The following is a 20112-nucleotide window of genomic DNA, read 5'->3' as shown; positions in this document are numbered from 1 at the left end:
TTTTTCATGGTATTGTTTTCAGAATCTGGATCAAAGATAATTGTTTTTTAATAATCAATATCAATAAATGGTATATTTTAACTTAAAAACATATTTTGTATTTTACATTACATTAATTGTTGTTTTGCGGGAAATATTACTCTTATTCTTTCGTGTTCTCTTGATCATTCGAATTACTTTTTTATATTAAAATATATTCTGATGAAATTTACATATTGAAAATCAAACATTTATATTTTTAGCGTAAAATAAACACAAATAAATTTGGAGCTTCAACTTTCGTTTTACTAAATTTGTGTAATAATAACGCAATCATGACCTATACATTAGAAAGCATTGTCGATCGTTTTAACAAAAATGAAAATCTTGAATTTTTATTCTTTTGGGGGCATACTGTTAAAGATGAAGTTACCAAGGCTTGCTTTAGTCAGTGGTTTCATTTACAATTCAAAGAAGAAGAGGTTATATATAAAACCGCCGAGCATTACATGATGGCAGGAAAGGCAAAATTATTCAATGATACTGAAATTTTAGAAAAGATTTTAAACTCTGAAACTCCAAACCTGGCAAAAAGTTTAGGAAGAAAAACCAGAAATTTTAATCCTGAAATCTGGGATGAACATAAATACCATATTGTGAAGCAGGGAAATCTACTAAAATTTTCACAAAATGAAACGTTCAAAGAATTCCTGCTCTCAACCGGGGATAAGATATTGGTTGAAGCAAGTCCTTACGATACCATCTGGGGAATCGGAATGTTGGAAACAGATCCTAAAGCTAAAAATCCGGCACAATGGAATGGCGAAAATCTTCTGGGATTTGCATTAATGGAAGTAAGAGATGAACTAAGAATAAAAAAAGAACTGTAAACAATATCGGAAGTGTCTGATCTGAATAATGAGATGTAATTAGCTTACATTGACATACTTAAAAGCAGTTAGTGTAAAGTGATCTTCGCAGACCTTATTTATAATTAAATTACAAGAGCAATCAAACTCAATAAATAAAAACATGAAAATTGAATTAATAAAAGGCGACATCACCAAAATTGAAACAGCTGCCATCGTAAATGCTGCCAATTCTTCATTATTAGGCGGAGGCGGAGTTGACGGGGCCATTCATCGTGCCGGAGGAAAACAAATTTTAGAAGAATGTATTCAGATCAGAAACCAACAGGGTAAATGCAATACCGGTGAAGCTGTTGTGACCACTGCGGGAAATCTTCCTGCAAAATATGTCATTCATACCGTTGGCCCGGTCTGGGATGGAGATGAGGAAAAATGTTCAAAGTTATTGGCAAATTGCTATAAAAATTCTTTGATATTAGCAGAAAGCCTTGGTGTAAAAACCATTGCTTTTCCTAACATCAGTACCGGAGTTTACAGATTTCCAAAGGAGCTCGCAGGCAAAATTGCAACTGAAGAGGTAAAAAATTTCAAATCAGAAATTCTGGAAAAAGTAATCTTCGTTTGTTTTGATGAGGAAAATGAGGAAATTTATAGAACTTTATTAAAGAATATTACAGATTAAGTCTTTGTAAGCTTTGTTAATTAGAACGCTTTTGCGAACTTAAAAACAGTTGCCAGTAAAAAATCTTCGCGAGCTTTGTATTTAAAAATAAAAAACCAATGAAAAAACTAACCATATTAACCGGTGCCGGAATCAGTGCCGAAAGCGGAATAAAAACCTTCAGAGACGGAGATGGTCTCTGGGAAAATCATAGCATCACAGATGTAGCAAGTCCTGAAGGATGGCAAAAAGACAGAGCATTAGTCCTGGAATTTTACAACCAGAGACGCCGGCAGCTTCATGAGGTAGAGCCTAATGAAGCACACCGGTTATTAGCAGAACTGGAACAATATTTCGATGTTCAGATCATAACTCAGAATATTGATGACCTTCACGAAAGAGCAGGTTCCACGAATATTTTACATCTTCACGGCGAGTTATTTAAATCCTGCTCATGCAATGATAAAACCCTAGTCTACGAACAGAAAAGCGACATCAATATTGGTGATAAAGCCGAAGACGGGGCACAATTACGGCCGTTTATCGTTTGGTTCGGGGAAGATGTCCCTCTGATGAGGGAAGCTACAAAAATGGCTAGAGAATCTGATATTTTTCTGGTCATCGGAACTTCGTTACAGGTTTATCCGGCGGCCGGGCTGCTTCATGATATTAAAGACGACTGCCTTTTAATAGTGATCAACCCTAATGAAACCGGTTTTGGGTACGGACAAAGAGCTGTTGTGATGAAAGAGACTGCAACACAGGGGATGAAACTTTTGTTTGATAAATTGATAAATCTTGCCTGATGGACAATACGGTAAAAGCGGGTCTGGCTTACCGACTTTATTGATCCTCAATATATAAAATATTAAATAATATATAAAAAATAAGAGACTGTCTATTAAGGCAGTCTCTTTTAAGTTGTTTATTTGGGCAATCCTCTTTTCAATGCGATTTCGGCTCTTTTAACGGCCACCTTTTCTTTCCAGTCCATGTATTTCTTCTTGAAGTTTTTCTTCATCACATCATCAAATTTCCTTTGTACCGTAAGATTCCACAAAGAATGTGCTTTCACAGCCCAGGATTTGTCCCAGGCTCTCAGGGAAATGGAGAAACTTCCATCCAGATACTTCATCCAGTGCCACCATCCGGTTGGCATAAACAAAGTATCACCATGTTCAAGGAAACATTCTATGCCTTCTACTCCATCCAGTGCAGGAAATTTTGTAAAATCGGGATTTTCGATATCATAATCTTCAAGTGCATAGGTAGCATAAGGGATTTTATAAAGCCTTTCTTTCCACTTGTAATCAAAAAGAAGAATATGTTTTCTTCCGTTGAAATGGGTATGGAAAATATGCGCCATATCGATATCATAGTGAAGGAATGTTACAGATCCTTTTCCACCGAAAAACATGGAGGGATATTTGTCCAGGAAACCGCCCATTAGATCTTTAGGGGAAATATAATCTGCCAGTAATTTTTTGGCGTGCTTGATAGGATCGAAAAAGAAAATTCTGAGATCTGTAGGTTCTCTCTGGATAAGATCCACATAATCTGTAAACTTCATTTTTGCGGCAGATGCGTTAATGGGAGCGGCGGGATCAGCCTTGCTGCTGTCATATAACGGAACCTCTACATCTCCTACTACTTGCTTCATGTAATCCATGGTCCATTTTTGATAAGCAGGCCACTTTCTCGCCATATTCTTAATCACCACAGGTTTTCTGGGCTTAAGATATTTTTCAATGAACTCTTCTCTTGTAATGTCATCTACAATATCAATAGGCTTTAAATTGATTCCCATTTGTTTAAAATTTAATGTTACAAAATTATTAAATAAAAATATATGTTAACAGATTTAAGCTTTTTTTAATCTATGATTCAAATCATTTTTACCTATTTATTCTAAATAAAATTTTCTTACAACGAAATACCCTGTAAAGTTTACAGGGTATCAAAACACAATAATGAACAAAAAAGATCCATCTAGTGCTAATATAAAAACTTTATCCGATAAAGCTAATTCTTAAAAAGTTGATAAAATATGATTAAAGCAACTATTTTTAAAAATAATTTTCTATGACAGCAAACTGTTGACAAAAGCACGGAACAAGAAATGTGATTTTATAATAAATTTTTCTTTTTGCAAAAATCTTCATTTTTTACGCATAAAAAACAGAGCATAATTTGCTGGTTTTCTTATACTCTCCTCCTAAAAATTATTCTTACGTTTGTGAAATGACACAAATGAGAAACTCGCGAACAGGACGGCATTCTGCCAACTGTATTTTTCAAACGGTCATACTGATGCATCATCCAACTGTACCATTTATTCTAGACAAAATTGTGCAGCTTGGGAAATTAAGTATTAACGATTCTAAAAAACATTTTTATGAAAAAGAAAATTTTATTTTGTGTCATGATCGGAATTTCCGTTATGGCATTTGCGAAAACTCTTCAAGCGGTTTGGACTTCAACTTGCGGAGTCAAACATTACACAACATTTACAGGTGATTGGACTTATAATCAAATGGCAAGCTACATTGCTTCAGTTAATGAAGTCGAATGTGGAATAAGACCTGATGTGACCATTAATCCTTAAAATTAATTTGATAGGCGGAATTATTCCGCCTATCTTCAATATTATTAATATGAAAAAACTTTTTTTATTTTTTGCTGTATCAATGTTTTCGGTTATTTTTTCTCAAAAACTATCATTTGATCCTACTATAAAAGTAACTTATGACTCTAAGCTCCAATTGGGTGAAAAATATTATCATAACCAAAGATTTGTTTTGGTAGGAAACTCTCAGGATTATTATTTTGGTGCGGCACAAAATTATTTAAATGACACAGGTAGATATGAGAGTAAAGGAGTAGATACAAGAGCGATTAGTGACTATTTTCAGGAAAGAGTTATTAAAGTTGATAATAAAACTACAGTTTTTACTATTACAATGGAATCTAAAGTTCGTTATGAAGAAAATGAGCCTTTACGATGGGTTTTGTATAGCGATACAAAAATCATTAATGGAGTAAAATGTCAAATGGCAGCAACAAACAAGTTTGGGAGAAGATGGATTGCTTATTTTTCTAAAGATTATCCTCAGTCTTTAGGACCTTATAAATTTGTGGGCTTACCAGGATTAATCTTTGAATTATATGATACGAGAGATGATTATCATTTTACAGCAATAAAAGTTGAAAAAAATACCGAAGAATTTAACTATAATCTTTCATCTTATAAATTGATGAGTAAGAAAAATTATCTTCAGGCAAGATATAACATGGAATTTACCCTTGCAGGATTTCCACAAATGGATGAAGAAATGAGGAAGCAAACTCAGGAAATATTTGATAAAAAGAAAAAAATGTATAATAATCCTCTTGAATTAAAACCCTTTGAATAATTGTTTTTGTAATTTTTATGAATCCAAAGGTTGTTAAAAGCTTGAAATTTTTGTATTCTTAAAAAAGAGCCTTAAAACTAAGGCTCAAAACACATATGTCAGATAAAGAAACCGACTTATTTTTTCAGACTTTTGATCAGTTCTTCGAGTTGCATACTAATTACTTTTGCCGCTTCAGAATCGGTGATATTGATAATAATACCCTGCTGAATATCTTTTTGGCCAATAGAGTTGTCCTTTAATTCAGCATTTTCAAGATTATTATAATTAGACTGTTTATTTCCTGATTCGAAAAGATCAACAATACTCACCTCGAAAATCTCAGCCAGTTTTGGAATATAGCTGGATTTAATGTCGGTTGCTTCGTTTTCCCAGTTGGTGTACGTATTTCTGTCCAGCCCAAGCATATCCGCAATTTCCTGCTGAGAAAGTTTGGTCTTGCTTCTAAGTTTTTTCAGGTTGGTTCCTACTCCCATATTTAAATCTGTTTTTACAAATTTATACATTTAGCCAAATAATCAATAAAAACAATATAAATTTTTATTCCCTATATACATAAAAAAGAGAAAGGTAAAAGAAATTACAACTATATTTGTAGTGATAAAATTCTTTTTTAACTTCTTCCTGTTATATCAATCTTTCTTATTGTGTAACAAAAAGCTTTAACGACTAACTAATAGCATAAATAGTAAATTATGAAATTGAAAATTACTTTATTCGTCATGATTTTTTTCTCCGTTCTTTCTTTCGCACAGAAAACTGTTTCGGGAAAAATTACGGATGAAGACGGCCAGGCAATTCCCAGCGCCAGTGTTACCATAGAAGAACCGGGCAAAGATGCCATCCTTGCTTATGCAATTACCAATTCCAAGGGAGAGTACAAAGTAACTTTCACCTCTTCGGAGTCTAATGTAGACCTGAAGGTAAAGGCATTCAATCAAAGACCGTTAACAAAGCAGATCAGCAACAGCGATCAGACCGCAAACTTCAAAATGCAGGGCGAGGCTACGGAAATCAAAGAAGTGCAGCTGAAAACAAGGATGATTACGGCAAGAGGTGATACCATCTCCTATGACCTTAAAGCCTTTGACAGTAAAAGCGACAGAACACTTGCTGATGTAATGAAAAAAATTCCGGGCATAGAAGTGAATACGGATGGAACCATCCTTTATCAGGGTAATGCCATCAATAAGTTTTACGTTAACGGAAAAGACCTTATGGAAGGCGGCTACGGAACGATCAACAACTCGCTTCCGAAGGATGCCGTACAAAAAGTGGAAGTTCTTGAAAATCACCAGCCTGTAAAAATCCTTCAGGATAAAGTGCCTTCGGATCAGGCAGCGATCAACATCAAGCTTAAAAATTCCGTTACCATGACGGGAAGAGGCGAAGTAGGAACAGGTTTTGGAGATCCTTGGCTCTGGAACGTTAAGCTTACGCCGATGTTCTTCGGACAGAAGAGCCAGTGGGTAGTCAACTACAAGACCAATAATATGGGAGAGCAGGTGGAAAATGAAGGAAATATTCTTGCGTTCGGAAACAGGTTTGAGGGAAGAAGAATTAATGCCTCCCAGAATGACTGGCTGAATGTGGAAAATGCAAGCACGCCTAATCTTCCGGTAAAAAGGTATCTGATGAATAATGTTCATTATTTGTCTGCCAATTATCTTACCAATATTGACAAGAAAAAAGAATGGGAACTGAAAGCCAATGCCAACTACACGAATAATGCAGTGGAAAGAGAATCTTACAGCAGAACAGATTATTTTGCCACAACAGATGAACCGGCGTCTACTGTTACCCAAAATATATTTAATAACTTTTATACCGATAAAGCGAAAGGAGAGCTGATATTTACGAAAAATGCTAAAAAAGGGTTCTTTAAAAATACTACCAGCTTCTCACAATTCTGGAATGCAGACAGAGGAATTGCAGACAGAACAAATTCTTTGACGAATTCTAACAGACATGGTGAGGAAGCTATTGAATCTCCTACAACATCTTTCCAGAATTCATTAAGTACGATTGTTCCATGGAAAGAAAAAATGGTAAATGTTTTATCATTTATTAATTATCAGACAGACAGGCAGACTCTTGAAGTTTCGCCGGCATCCTATCTTGAAATACCTGGCTTTTTTACCCCTTCAGGAAACGGTGTTGTAAGACAGAGCCTGAGACTGAAAACATTTGAAGCCAACCACTCTGCCAATATCGGCTTTTCTACAAAAGGATGGACGTTTACTCCGGAAATAGGATTCAATTTTAAAACAACAGATCTTGTATCTGATCTTTCAAATATAATAACGGTTCCGTCTTCTGATACTACTCCGCTTTCAGCATATAGTAATGACCTTACTTATACCACTGCAACTCCTTACGGAAGTGTTGGGGTGAATTATAAAAATGATTCCTGGATGGTGTATGCCAACTTCCCGGTAAACTCCAATAATATTAAAGCTGAAGATCCTTTAAGATTGGTATCGAAAACCGTAAACAAAGTAACTTTTGAACCCAATGTTTTTGCACAATATACATTTGCATCTTTCTGGAAGGCTTCTGTAAATGCCAATATCAATAATAACTTTGGCGAAGTTAATACCGCTTATTCCGGATTCCTGATGACTTCTCCAAACGGAATTAACGCAATGGCTGCCAATAATCCTATTCCTCAGAATAATACAAAATCTGCAGGAACAAGAATTGAATATAGAAATCCGCTGAACAACTTATTCTTTAACGTGAATTACAGATTTTCGGATGCCAAAAGAAATCTTATTTCGTCTCCGATAAGAAATAATTCGGGTTATACCATCATGCAATACATAGAGCAGGAAAATCATGTACTGAATAACGGATACAGCACTGAAGTTGGTAAATATTTCCCGAAATTTAAAACAAATGCTTCATTAAGCTACAGCAACAATACTTCGAAATCCGACGCTTATCAGAACGGGTTTGCCTATACCAGCAGAAATAATTCTCAGTCTTACGGATTTAAATTCAACAATACCTACTTCAGCTGGATGAGTATTGATTATAATTTTAATATCTCAAAGACAAAACAGGTAAGTAAAAGTAATACACCTCAGCTGAATAATGAAAATTCCAGAAGCGGATATAATCATAACTTAGGTGTTTTCTTCTATCCGATTGAGAATCATACGATAGGATTCAATTGGGATCAGGTGAATACAAGTGCTCTTGATCAAAAATATACTAACGGATTCTTTGATGTTTCCTACCAGTTTACATGGGCTAAAAAGAAAATTGATTTTGAACTGAAGTGGATGAATATAGCCAATAAAAAAGTATTTGAAACTTATGATATCAATCCGCAAAGTATTTCTTACACAAGAATACAGTTGAGGCCAAGCCAGGTAATGTTTACCGTAAAATTCAACTTTAAATAAAAAAATAAAACCAATCTTAATGAGATTGGTTTTTTTATGATTAGAAGGCTCTCAGCTTTCCCTTTCATTTTCCTGCAAGGTGCTGTAAAAATTCGGGAAGCGCAGCTGTACGGTTGTTCCCTGGTTTTCGTAGGAACTTACAATCAATTCGCCATGATGCATTCTGACGATGTTTCTGGCTAAAGGAAGCCCTATTCCGTACCCTTCATAATTCTTTGTATTAGAGGCTCTGAAAAAAGGATCATAGATTTTATTCATCTCTTTCTGCGGAATACCGATTCCGTTATCTTTAACGATAATATAAACATCGTTATCAGTAGCACCCAGAGAAACTTTTACCTGCTGGAAATTCGAATATTTACATCCGTTCTGGATAATATTGGTAACTGCAAGATGAAGCAGCTGTTCGTTCCCCTGAACCTTTAACTTTTTAGGATTATCGGGCAGCATGCTTATATCAAGAAAAATATTGTTTCTTACATCAATTCTCCGTAAAGTTTCGATAACATCCCAGAGCAGCTGATCCATCCGTACTTTATCCATTTTCTGGATCTTACCGTCAAATCCTGTTTGTGCGATCATCAGAAGCGCATTAATTTTTTTATCCAGTTTTTCGGCTTCATCAAGGATGATTCCGAGTGTTTCTTTATACTCAGCATTGGTTCTTGAAATCGAAAGCGCCACATCTGCTTCACCCATGATGGAAGTGAGAGGTGTCCTTAATTCGTGTGAAACATTTCCGATGAGGTGGTTCTGGGTTTCAAAAGACGTTTCGATACGGTTCAGCATATCATTGAATGTTTCCACCAGCTCGTTCAGCTCTTTATTATCCGGTTGCGGCTCCAAGCGAAGATGAAGGTTTTCGGAACTGATTTCCTTTACCTTTCCTGTAATTTTCAGGATCGGTTTAAACAATGTTTTAGATAAATAAAAAGAAAAAATCATGCTGAAAAACAACGAAAGCACAATACAGGTGATCAATGTTCTCTTCAGGAATCCGAGGTAATATACCACATAATGGTTTTTTGCTGAAGCAATCGCAATATAGCTTTTATCATCATGCCGGAAAGTCTGTCCGATATAATAAAATTCTTTGTCATTGTAATTTGCTTCTCCTTTTCTGACGATATTTTTGAAAAAAGAAGACGGAATATGAATTTCCTGTGAAATTTTATTAAAATTAGAATCTGTGGGAACCGCAAAAACATAGTCTCTTTCCATCGGAAGCTCTTCATCATTCAGACCGTTCAGAATATAGTTTTCGGGAAGATCCAGATTATCTTTGCTTTTTTCTACCTGAATAATGGTGGTGGTGCGGATTTTTAAAAGTTCGTAAAATCGCTGATGAGAAAAATTAACAATAGAAAAATACACCAACCCACTGAACAGCAAAATAATAGCTGTAAAAACCAGCATGAGGAGCACCATTGTTTTGGTCTGATTGGTAATAACTTTATTGAACATCCGCTAGTTTTTTTTTAAAACATATCCCATTCCGATAACGGTATGGATGAGTTTATTATCTTCCTGGCTATCCAGTTTTTTTCTTAGATAATTGACGTAAACATCAACAACGTTTGTTCCGAGTTCGTAATTGACTCCCCAAACCGCATCAAGAATTTCTGCTCTGGAAATTACTTTCTCAGGATTATTAAGAAAATAAAGCAGCAGCTTGTATTCTGTTGAGGTAAGTGAAATCTCCTCTCCGTTTCTTGTTACTTTTTTAGTGTAATCATTAAGGATTAGATCCGAAAACTGATAAACATGTTCCTGACCTGCTTCGGGCTCTTCAATTTCAGCGGTATTTCCGTTGGTACTTCGCCTTAAAAGTGATTTTACGCGGGCAACCAATTCAATAAATTTAAATGGTTTTACGAGATAATCATCTCCGCCGCTTTCCAATCCAAGGACAATATTTTCAGATGTTCCGAGTGCCGTTAGAAACAAGATTGGAACATGCTGATTGGTTTTTCTGATCTCTTTGCAGACATCGAGCCCATTCATTTCCGGGAGCATGATATCCAGAATAACGAGATCAAAATCATTGGACTGTACAAGCTGAACGCCGGTTTTCCCATCAAATGCTACAGAAACTTCATACCCGCTTTCCTGAAGTCCTTTTTTGATAAAGGACACCACACTTGTTTCGTCTTCAATGAGAATAATCTTTTTCATGAGCATAAGGAATTATACAAAAATAGAAAAAAGATTGGGAAGTGTGGGATTGAGTCTCAGAGCGAAGCTCATAATCAATTCAATTTTACTCTGCTTTTATGAATGTATCCTGTTTTACCTTCTTTCGTTTTTACCAAAAACCAATCATCTGAATTATCTATGACCTCAATGTGTTCTCCTGATTTTATTTTTTGTAAGACTTCTGAGCTAGAACTCTTTTCTTCACGTAAGTTGGAGTAACCATCGAGGTCATTAATATAATATTTTTTAATGGATATCGTTTTTTCGATTTTACATTTTTTATCTTTTATATTTTCATCTGGTATCGGATTAATTTTTTCTGTCCAACCTGATTTTGTAATATCGATATTCTGAGAAACATCACAAATATACTTTACTGCATCTTCTGATACATCAGACATTGTTTTGTAAATTATATTTTTAAGAATCCAAGTGTTATTTTGCATTACAAGATTATACTCTTTTTCATAATAACCTCTATCAGGAAAACTTGTAATGATAGTAAAACCCTTACTGTTGGACATTGGTAAAATATCTTGTATAACATTCCCGCCGTCTTCGGAAAAATTTCTTGTTTCTAAAATAAGTTTTTGGTTCTTATCCTTATCTCCTAAAAAAACAAATAAGTCCTCACCATGATAAGGTTTACTACTTACAATTTTATCTAGAAAACCGTCTTTATTAACATCAAAATTTTTGATAAAGTAATTTTTATTATTTTCGTATGTAGTTAAAGAACTTCTTTTAGTCTCATTTGAAACATTTTCGGAAAATATTGCCTTAACAATCTTTTGTTTCCCATCATTAAGATTTTCAATAAAATAATTGCTTTGTTTGGAATTTGATGAATCAAATAAAAACCTAAGAACAGATTTTGCCTCATTACTTGGAAGATTATTAATAAGATTATACTTTTTATTATTTGAAATATAATCTAATGATTTATTTTTAAAATAGTTAACTGCATCTGCCATCCCTATTCCATCTTTACAGATAGAAATTATTTGGGATTCATATTTATAATATTCTGGTTTTTCTAATAAAGAAAACCAATAATCAATATATTGATTAGCATTATTATATAATGCTTCAGGAGCATCTTTTTCTTCATCCCACCCAAACGTATTGTTAAAGTCCACAAATGTTTTAGGAAAATTTTCTAAAAATTTTTTTTCATTCTTGTTTAAAAATGCAGTTTTTAAATAAGTCAATTTATCTTCTTTACTATCTTGTGAGTTTCCTTTACAAGACAGTAAAACAAAAAATAACATCAATAAGGTTTTATTCATATGCTTGTGTTATAATTATTTTAGCTCCCTCAATACCTATCTCTTCTACATAATCAAAAATTTCTTTTAATTTATCCCTACTTCCACCAACAAAATCTTGTGATTTAGTAGAGCCTACTATCAAACACCCTTCAGTATCATCAGCTGTATTTCCTGAATGAATTAATATTGCTCTAGATTTTGATACTACATCATTATATAATTTCAATCCCCTTTTTATCTTGGCTCCGGAATGCCATTCTAAATTGTATACTCCTATTGGTACTCGTTGTTCAATTCCAGGTACGATAGTATCCGGCCCCTTTTCTTCTAAAGAATAACCTTTTATATTAGTATTATCTATTGTAAACTCTCCAATAGTTGACTTTCCAGTTTGCCATTTTCTAACAAGTCTAATAGTAACTTTATCTTTACTTGTTGAACTTTCTTTTTTTGCAGGCGTTATAATATTAACACACTCTTGAGGATACTTAAAAATTGACTTAAGTGTAATTACATAATTACGCCTTTCTTGCAATCCATTCGCTCCTCCATTTACTAGATAGCTAATCAAATCTACATTATCATCATCTGCAATTAAGCTTAGGTCTACTGTTCCATATTTCATAGTTTCATTTCCATCTTTCCATGTAATAATCGTTTTAGGATAATCTGGTTTTTGATTTTTAACATATGATGGTGCATCGGAAGATCCTTTCCATCTTTTTCCTTCAGATAAAACTTTACCTTGCTTCCAATACCATCCTGCTGAATCGCAAGCGTAGTATAAACTTTTAGCAATAATTTCATAGTCCCCTATACAATCTACATTTCTATAGAATCTGTAAATTTTATAATTACTTTCCCATGTCAATTGCATAAGCCCTCTACCAAAATATGGCTTATAACTTTTATTTGTGGCATATTCTAAAGTCGTTCTAAAGCGATCTGTTTCGTGATAAACCTGAGCCAAAAAATGAATTTTTCTAATACAGGTATTTATATTATATTCCTTAAAAGTACGATTCAGGTGATTTCTTAATTTTTCAATAGTTTTATCTGCATAATATAATTTACAATTAGACGAACTAAATAAAACATAACCACTATCTCTAATTACACGAGGTTCACTATTTCTTAATTGTTTAATGATCTTTTCAAATTCATTCTGTTCAATATCTCTATTACAAAAGCATTCTCCTCTAAAAGAATTTTGTATAGGAGTTATGGAATTCACCACCACCGGGCTTCTTCCCTCCGGTTTCCGAATGGTTGGCCGCTGGTCTTTTTTTATCGTTCCTTTACTTTCGCTCCAATCCCAAAGTTCCCGAAATTGATCATCAATATTTTCCAAAATCCCTCTTTCCTCTTTTTTAGATTTCGGTTTTTGTTCTGCCGGTGAGCCTTTTGCTTTGGAAACGGAAGATATAGATGGTTTTTTAGATTGTGGTTTTGAATCCTTTAGAAATGGATTGTTGATTTCCACATTATCCGAGGCATGTTTTTTATAGGAATAGTATTCTACTGTTATATAAAATTCTAGTTGTTTGGGATCTGTTTCGCCCTGCATGGCTTTTTGCGTTAAAGCTTTCGACAGGAGAAATTCAGTAGCAGCGATGCCGTTGTGGTCTACTTTTGTTTTTTGAGTGGCAATGGGCGCATTGCTTTTGTTATGTCCGCCTCCCTTTGCATCATCCTCCCAAAGGGTAAAAACAACTTCTTCATCAAATAGATTCACTGTATAAGCTCTTGCCCGCAATTTCTCCATAAAGCTGAACGTATCGCCTCTGGAATCATCCACATAAAACATTTCTACTTTACTTATTCGCGGTATTTTGTCCCGCCTTGGCGTGATGATCAATCCTCCTCCCTCAGGTTTATAAAGATAAGCTTCTAAACGGAAAGTATGTCCTAACGCTTTTTCACCAAATGTGAAATCACCGATTCCCTTTTTCTTAATATGCGTGGTACCAAATTTCCCATCGCTCCTTTTTATGAAAAGTTCCCAGGTAACCTGAGAGGGATCTCTTTCCAAAGCCAATGTATCGGGATACCAATCGGCAATATGATAGGTGTATTTTCCTCCCACTATAGGAGATGTGTTTCCTGAAACTGCCGAAACGCCTTTTTTATTCATCATCCTGTTTTTAAATTACCACGCCATTCCATAATTACTCCCAAACTCCTCCTGAAATCCCTGAAAATCCATAATAGGATTGTATACATGCTGTTCTTGAGCATCGGCTTTTGCAACCTGGCTTTTCCCGGGTTCACTTTGCTGACCATGTTTTAGAATGGTAATTTTTCCTCCGGAGGTACACATCAGCTCGGAGATTTCTGTGACGCAGCTTCTGTCCATCACTTTTACATTTTCATAGGTTTTTGTCCATTTCCCTGCCGGTGCATAAACACATGGAAGATACCCTCCGGATGAGGGCTTCAGTTTGCATTGTCCGAAAGGCTGCGCAACAGGATCAAATTGAGTATCGTCTTCGGTTACGGCAAGATAGTCTGGCTGTCCGTGTGCGTCATTCCAATAAAGTTTTTGATGGCTGATTACTTTGAATTTCGGATATTTAAAACCCTGATTGCACTGACACCTTCCTTTCTGTACAACAAAGTATTTTCCGTCGTGCAATTCGGAACGGCCTATGCTGTTTTGGCTTTCTTGCTTTTTTGAGGTTTCTTCTTTTTGCTGTGAGTCCTGTTTTTTATCCTCGGACAGTATCTTATCACTATAGCCGTTTAATATATCGGAAGTTTTTTCATCTTCTTTGAGATATTGTGCATCCTCAGGAATCAAAAGCACCTTTCCGGGAACCAGTTTATAGCCCAATAAGTCTTCCAGAGGACAATGCGTATTGTGAAAACTCCGAAGCGTTTGTGCATCTTTTACAGAAAATCGTTCTGCAACGGATGAAAGGGAATCTCCTTTCTGGATAAGATATTTTTTCATCGGATGTTGTGTTTTTATGATTGATTAAATTTAATAAATTAATTTTTTCTCTGAAGAATTAATTTATGAGTGCTGTATATTTTATCCTTATTTTTCAAAATAATTTTGATTTTTGCTTTTAAAAGCTGCATTGTATGCTTTTCCTTTTCATATTCACAAATTATCTCCCCGGAAACCGGCTCTTCAGAATGTTCGGGAAATTTCCTTCCTCCCAGCAATTCCTGTAAGGTGCAGCCGTCTTTTATATTTCCGCGGAGTATTGTCAGAATATGACCATCTGATTCATCATGGTATTCAGCTTCCATCAAACATGTTACAGGAAATGAATTTTGAATGATGTATAATTTTTCTTCCCAAGATTGGTTTTTATGAAACCATTCCATTTTTGGGAACAGGAACTGATAAAGCAATGTAGAGCGAAATTTTTCAAGCAGGAGTTTTTCATTGTCAAGATAATTCCTGAATTGAGTAATATAAGCCTGAGAAATCTCACCTACAAAAAAATTTTCAGGGTCCTGCAACTTCTTCCTGAATGTTTTTATCATTTTTTTATAATCATAAAATCCGGAAATAGATCCCTGAGCAGGAACAGTAAAAGCGACAGGATAAAGAGCTTTCATACAGGATATTGAAAGCATGCTTATTTTATCTTCGGGAACTTCATTATTTTTTTTAAACTCAGAACTTTTCGTTTTGATTATAAACCCCTTATTTTCAACCTTATGAACATTTATTGAAACGACGTAACTTATTATTAAATCTTCTGTTCCCGGTTTTTCAAAATGCTCACTTACTTTGTAATTGTCTGCATAGAAATTTTTGAACAGATAACGCGAAGGACGTATTTCCCGTTTTGAAACAATACAGTTATTTTCTCTCAGTTCTCTGATCTTTTCAGGCGGAGGAATGAGTATTTTACGCACATTGTCAAGATCATGTCCGATAAGCTCATCAAGGCTGCAGTAGGTATTATGATATCGTTTCAATACTTCGGCAGAGACGCCTGTTTCCCGGGCAACAGATTCTAATGTATCTCCTTTCCTGACGTAATAGTTGAGAATGCTAATCTCCATTATTGATGTTGTTAAATAATTTACTTTAGTCGGAGGTTTCGCTCACGTTAAGACGTTCCCTTCACGAAAGGCTTTTCTGCATTTCCGCCCTCAAAACCAATGAGCAATTCCTCCCCGGTTTCGGGAATAAAATGAAATCTTCGTCATTATATTAAATTAAATCCATGTTAAGAAATTTAAAGTTTAAGAAATTTTGTAATAACTAATACTATTGATGAACTAACAATTAAATACAGATAAGAATTGGAGAAAACCCCAATAAGCTCACCCTTTAATGAAAAACTAGTCCATGAAGAAACTCTATCAACAAAAATATTATAATTGTTAAAAGAGATTATTATAAGATAAGCTACTATAAAAAAGAATACTACTATTTCTTTTTTTATAAGCCTTTTTAGTAATAGAAAAATCATCATAAGTATTATAGATGAAAAAAGTGAAGAAATGAAAATATCTCCTTGATATGAACAATCAAAGCAAGAAGATGATCTTTCTTTTGAATATTCATACATTGAAAAGTATGTTGTAAAGTAAGCTAACCCTAATATTAATAGAAAAAAAAATAGTTTTTTAGAATATTTCATATCTTACTATTTTGTTTTGGTTCTTTATTCTTTTCAAATATAAATATTCCACCTTGTAATAATCCTCCCGGAGAGTCTCCTGATTTTGGAGGCAAAAAAGCCCCATCGGAATTCCAAAGCGCTTCATCCCATCCTTTTCTAAACCAATCTTTAGGGTTAAGAGGATTGCTAACATTCTCATCTTCGATTGTTATATATTTAGATTTATATTCTTTTTTACCCCCATCAAGCCAAGTTGGTGTATAATTACTCCTTCTTAAATAAGCAAAAACTTTTGCACCTAAATTTTCACTTAATTTTTGAGCAAGGCTATTTTCAGGTTTTACTAGTTTTATTGATTCAGAATCATATTTATAAGACGGATTTAAAGTTACTACTCTTCCATCACTATTTCCAGTTCTACACGCATAAGAATATATTTCTGGATTACTTGTGAAAGATTCTTTTTTTAGTTTAGTAACATGTTCTACTGTAAAACGTTGATTCTCTTCATTATCTCCATCCAATCCAAAATCTAATATACTCGGTAAACCATGTGAAAAAATTTTAATCGTAGAAATTTTGATTCTGCTTCTATTTACAGTTGCGTCTCCCCTGTTAATATAGTCTACTAATTCAGTAACCGAATTAATTTGTTTCATATATAAATTTACATTCCACTTTTTTGCATCTCTTTTAATAATGCTCAACTGCATATTTGTAAATGCATTCTTAAAAATAACAATATTTGAGTGTTTATGATTTTTATAATTTTCTCTTATTTCTCGTACAGCCTGTGCAGGAAACATTAGTTTGTTACCATATGTTTGAGAATGTTGTTCCGTTCCTACTATAAGTAATACTTCTCCCTGAATAATTTCTGCTTTAGTATGCGCCAAAGGAGTTTGAAAAAAAGCAAAAATTTTAAGCCTCAAGTTATTATTAGATAGCAAAACTTTATGTATAATTTCAGTTTTTTCTTTATTTGAAACATTGCCTAATAGTCTTTTACCATCTTCATTATATTCGGTAGCCCATTTCAAAGCTTTTAACTCCTTCTTTTCTGGAATTCTATTAAATTTCGCCTTATAAGTATACCATTTTTCTTTTTCGATAGAATCAACGAGTCTATCATTTTCATCAAAAGGACCTTCTACTTTAATAACTTTTAAAGCTATTTTTCTTGGTCTATTTACATCATTACTTACCCCTCCTTTCTTACCCGTTTGATAAAATTTTCCACAAGCAATATTTCTAATAAGCTTGCCTTCTTCCAAAATTTCACCAGATGCCTTTCCTCGAATATTCTTGGCAAGAATCAAAATCTGTCCTTTTTTTTGTTCAGCCATAAGTTTGGTATTTATGTGTTATGCACATTTTCTCCGGCAAGGTTATGTACCATTTTTTCACTGTTCTGTATATAATCCTTACCTGCTGCAACATCTATATTTTCCATTGCGTTTTTGTAAATATCATTAGCTTCATAGCTATAGGTTTCGCTTGCTATTTTTGTAATATTAGCTGCGTTTAGGCTATAATCTAATGTTGCATTCTGGAAAATGTTCAAACCCGCCATTTCCACAATGTTCATTCCCACTGTATTATTTTGGTTCATTCCAATATTCGTTGTCATATTTTCTCCAACATTAATGTTCAGGTTTTTTCCTGCCGTAAAGTTCATGTCATTCGGTGCATTCACATTAATATTTCCCTGCCCATCCATCAAATAAGTATTTCCACTCGGGTCTTCTATAAAAACGCTTCCTTCAGCATCATTTAAAATAATCTTGGTTCCGCTTCGGGTATGAATAACTTTTTTATCATTTCCTGGAGTATGATAAGAGCTGATTTCACTACCATTATAATGCGTTCCCATCACGAAAGGCTTTTCCGCATTTCCGCCCTCAAAACCAACGAGCACTTCCTCGCCGGTTTCGGGAATAAAATGAAATCCTTTTCCGGATCCTGAGTGAGGCTGTATCATTCTGATCCATGGGGTCTTCTGGTTTTTGTCTTCCTGCCATGGGAACTGTACGCGAATCCTACCCATCCCCATTGGGTCATTGTTGTCTAAAACTCTCGCAGGCTGTTCACTACTTCTTGGTACAGCGTCCGTATCTATATAAGGCGCGGCATTAAACAAATCCGGGATCCCCACAAATTCATTATAATAATCATCACCACCTTCATGAATATGTTTAATATCTATGATTCGGTAGGTTTCCATCGCTTTTCCGTTGATATCAGCCAGCCTTGCTCTTCCTCCAATTTTCAGTTCCGGATCTCTGCTCTTTCCTTTTACAAGCACCAGATTTTCCCTTCGTTCTTTTTCCCGCAAAATTGCCTCTTCAAGCTCTTTTTCCGAATTCTCACCAATTCCTGTATGACTGAAAAACATTTTCGATTTTTTTTGAAATATCTTTCCGGATGTATTTACAGCGATTGTTTGAAAAATATTCTCCTTGAATTCAGATTTCAGACTGTTGCTGTCTTTTTTCATCTTTGATCCCGTATAAATATCATAGGCCGTATAGCTAAAATCCTGAGCATCTATTTTCAGATCGAATTCAACACTGATAAGATCAACATTTTCGGCAAGGTCAATAAGAGGCTGTGTAGATGTTCCGAAAATTAATTCCTCTCCATTGTAATAGAAAAATTCACCGTACCTTCTGGCAAGTCTTCGGATGAAATTATAATCTGACTCCGCATATTGTACGGTATATGGCAAGGCGTGTTTGGTATTGGGAAGATCAACTTTTATTTTAACTTCCTGAGGATAATCCTCTGCAATCTGCATGATAATTTCTTCCAGTGTCCTATCTTCAAAACTTTGACAATCTTTTCCGCTTTCCAGTAAGATTCCCGGTGAACTGCCCGTAATGATAAGGTTTCCATATCCTCCCCCTTCATCTTTCATATTTTTAATTCCGGTGATAATTCCTGAAAAAGACTGTCTGATTTTCCCGAAACGCCAGTAGGCGATCCCTACATTTTTTCCAAGAAGGCTTTTAGACTTTTCCATGACATATCCTTCAAAGCTATCTAATGCATCATCCGGGACTGTGATAATAAAACGATCATGATCTGCTGTTTTCTGGTGAAGTTCCACCGAATAGCTGTTTCTGGCCAGAAATTCTTTACCGTCAAGGGTAAGCAGGCAATAGGCTATCGGATTGGAAGGATCCTGAAGCCATTCTTTAAAGGAACGTGAGGTACTGAAGACCAAGCTATTATCAAAATCTGTATTTTCCATATTTGTATTTTGGTTGATGGCGTATACTTTACGCACCAGAATTCATTGCTTTAGTCGCGCCACATTTTTTCGTGAATAGCACCATTTATATTAAACTTTTTTGCAATGAGATGCATTTCTATCTGTAATGGTTCTTCGTTGCCGGCATTGAAGTGTTCAGAAAATTCAATGCAGTATGCTTTTTCAAAAACCAATTCCTGTAGTTTGCTCATTGCATCCCGCCGGTAGAAAATGATTTTCCCGTTTTTTACCTGCTGATGATCCAGCATCCAGTTCAAAAGTTCCGGATTGCCTGTACTTTCGATACGGATCATGATTTCACCACCTTTAGGAATTCCTTTTGGCTTTCCTGTACTATCTACTGGCTGTGTAAAACTGTATTGGCATTCGAGAATAGTATATATATTACCGTCGAGTTCTAATTTTGATAAAAATGACATGATTCTTTATTTTCAATGGAAATGTAAT

Annotated in this window: 18 protein-coding genes; 6 read left to right on the top strand and 12 right to left on the bottom strand. The window is 34.7% G+C overall.

The window, feature by feature from the left end; all coding sequences use genetic code 11:
- Positions 1-314 precede the first annotated feature (314 nt).
- From U9K52_RS17790 to U9K52_RS17780, 3 genes are all read left to right on the top strand, one after another.
- Entirely contained in the window at positions 315-869 is a 555-nt protein-coding gene (locus U9K52_RS17790) for an NADAR family protein (RefSeq protein ID WP_322927598.1), read from the top strand.
- A 142-nt stretch (positions 870-1011) separates the two neighbouring features.
- The gene (locus tag U9K52_RS17785) at positions 1012-1530 is read left to right on the top strand and encodes an O-acetyl-ADP-ribose deacetylase (RefSeq protein ID WP_322927597.1); all 519 of its coding nucleotides are present in this window, start codon (positions 1012-1014) and stop codon (positions 1528-1530) included.
- A gap of 98 nt (positions 1531-1628) precedes the next feature.
- On the top strand, positions 1629-2315 hold the full coding sequence (locus tag U9K52_RS17780; RefSeq protein WP_322927596.1) for an NAD-dependent deacylase: 687 nt from the start codon (positions 1629-1631) through the stop codon (positions 2313-2315).
- 119 nt (positions 2316-2434) lie between these two features.
- Here U9K52_RS17780 and U9K52_RS17775 read toward each other — a convergent pair whose 3' ends face one another.
- Positions 2435-3316: a cupin-like domain-containing protein gene (locus U9K52_RS17775; RefSeq protein WP_322927595.1), complete on the bottom strand. Its 882-nt coding sequence runs from the start codon at positions 3314-3316 to the stop codon at positions 2435-2437.
- A gap of 588 nt (positions 3317-3904) precedes the next feature.
- On the opposite strand from U9K52_RS17775, the gene U9K52_RS17770 reads away from it, so the two are divergent.
- Positions 3905-4114: a hypothetical protein gene (locus U9K52_RS17770; RefSeq protein WP_322927594.1), complete on the top strand. Its 210-nt coding sequence runs from the start codon at positions 3905-3907 to the stop codon at positions 4112-4114.
- A 49-nt stretch (positions 4115-4163) separates the two neighbouring features.
- Entirely contained in the window at positions 4164-4922 is a 759-nt protein-coding gene (locus U9K52_RS17765) for a GLPGLI family protein (protein WP_322927593.1), read from the top strand.
- Positions 4923-5038: 116 nt separating this feature from the next.
- On the opposite strand, the gene U9K52_RS17760 is transcribed toward U9K52_RS17765, so the two are convergent.
- Complete coding sequence (locus U9K52_RS17760) at positions 5039-5428, bottom strand: helix-turn-helix transcriptional regulator (RefSeq protein ID WP_322927592.1); 390 nt, start codon at positions 5426-5428, stop codon at positions 5039-5041.
- A 189-nt stretch (positions 5429-5617) separates the two neighbouring features.
- On the opposite strand from U9K52_RS17760, the gene U9K52_RS17755 reads away from it, so the two are divergent.
- Positions 5618-8332 carry a carboxypeptidase-like regulatory domain-containing protein gene (locus U9K52_RS17755; RefSeq protein ID WP_248389396.1) on the top strand — a complete coding sequence of 905 codons (2715 nt, stop codon included), beginning with the start codon at positions 5618-5620 and terminating at the stop codon, positions 8330-8332.
- A gap of 51 nt (positions 8333-8383) precedes the next feature.
- On the opposite strand, the gene U9K52_RS17750 is transcribed toward U9K52_RS17755, so the two are convergent.
- From U9K52_RS17750 to tssD, 10 genes are all read right to left on the bottom strand, one after another.
- Positions 8384-9796: a sensor histidine kinase gene (locus U9K52_RS17750; protein WP_263601874.1), complete on the bottom strand. Its 1413-nt coding sequence runs from the start codon at positions 9794-9796 to the stop codon at positions 8384-8386.
- A gap of 3 nt (positions 9797-9799) precedes the next feature.
- Positions 9800-10507, bottom strand: a complete 708-nt coding sequence (locus U9K52_RS17745) for a response regulator transcription factor (RefSeq protein WP_322927591.1) — start codon at positions 10505-10507, stop codon at positions 9800-9802.
- 74 nt (positions 10508-10581) lie between these two features.
- Positions 10582-11817, bottom strand: coding sequence for an SH3 domain-containing protein (locus U9K52_RS17740; protein WP_322927590.1), 1236 nt, complete (start codon positions 11815-11817; stop codon positions 10582-10584).
- On the bottom strand, positions 11810-13936 hold the full coding sequence (locus U9K52_RS17735; RefSeq protein WP_322927589.1) for a DUF5675 family protein: 2127 nt from the start codon (positions 13934-13936) through the stop codon (positions 11810-11812). Before U9K52_RS17735 ends, U9K52_RS17740 begins: the two co-directional genes overlap by 8 nt.
- A gap of 12 nt (positions 13937-13948) precedes the next feature.
- Positions 13949-14752 (bottom strand): DUF4280 and LysM peptidoglycan-binding domain-containing protein, encoded by an 804-nt coding sequence (locus tag U9K52_RS17730; protein ID WP_322927588.1) that lies wholly within the window; start codon positions 14750-14752, stop codon positions 13949-13951.
- A gap of 38 nt (positions 14753-14790) precedes the next feature.
- Positions 14791-15825: a LysM peptidoglycan-binding domain-containing protein gene (locus tag U9K52_RS17725; protein ID WP_263601879.1), complete on the bottom strand. Its 1035-nt coding sequence runs from the start codon at positions 15823-15825 to the stop codon at positions 14791-14793.
- Positions 15826-15872: 47 nt separating this feature from the next.
- The gene (locus U9K52_RS21345; RefSeq protein ID WP_323673817.1) at positions 15873-15953 is read right to left on the bottom strand and encodes a hypothetical protein; all 81 of its coding nucleotides are present in this window, start codon (positions 15951-15953) and stop codon (positions 15873-15875) included.
- Between the two features lie 452 nt (positions 15954-16405).
- Positions 16406-17737: a hypothetical protein gene (locus tag U9K52_RS17720; RefSeq protein WP_263601880.1), complete on the bottom strand. Its 1332-nt coding sequence runs from the start codon at positions 17735-17737 to the stop codon at positions 16406-16408.
- 11 nt (positions 17738-17748) lie between these two features.
- Positions 17749-19644 (bottom strand): type VI secretion system Vgr family protein, encoded by a 1896-nt coding sequence (locus tag U9K52_RS17715; RefSeq protein ID WP_263601881.1) that lies wholly within the window; start codon positions 19642-19644, stop codon positions 17749-17751.
- Positions 19645-19694: 50 nt separating this feature from the next.
- Entirely contained in the window at positions 19695-20084 is a 390-nt protein-coding gene (tssD, locus tag U9K52_RS17710) for a type VI secretion system tube protein TssD (protein WP_263601882.1), read from the bottom strand.
- Between the last annotated feature and the right edge of the window lie 28 nt (positions 20085-20112).

Source organism: Chryseobacterium sp. MHB01 (assembly GCF_034651565.1).
GTDB classification, from domain to species: Bacteria; Bacteroidota; Bacteroidia; order Flavobacteriales; family Weeksellaceae; genus Chryseobacterium; species Chryseobacterium nepalense.
Note: the sequence above shows the minus strand (reverse complement) of the source record. Positions and strands in the feature narration are given on the sequence as shown.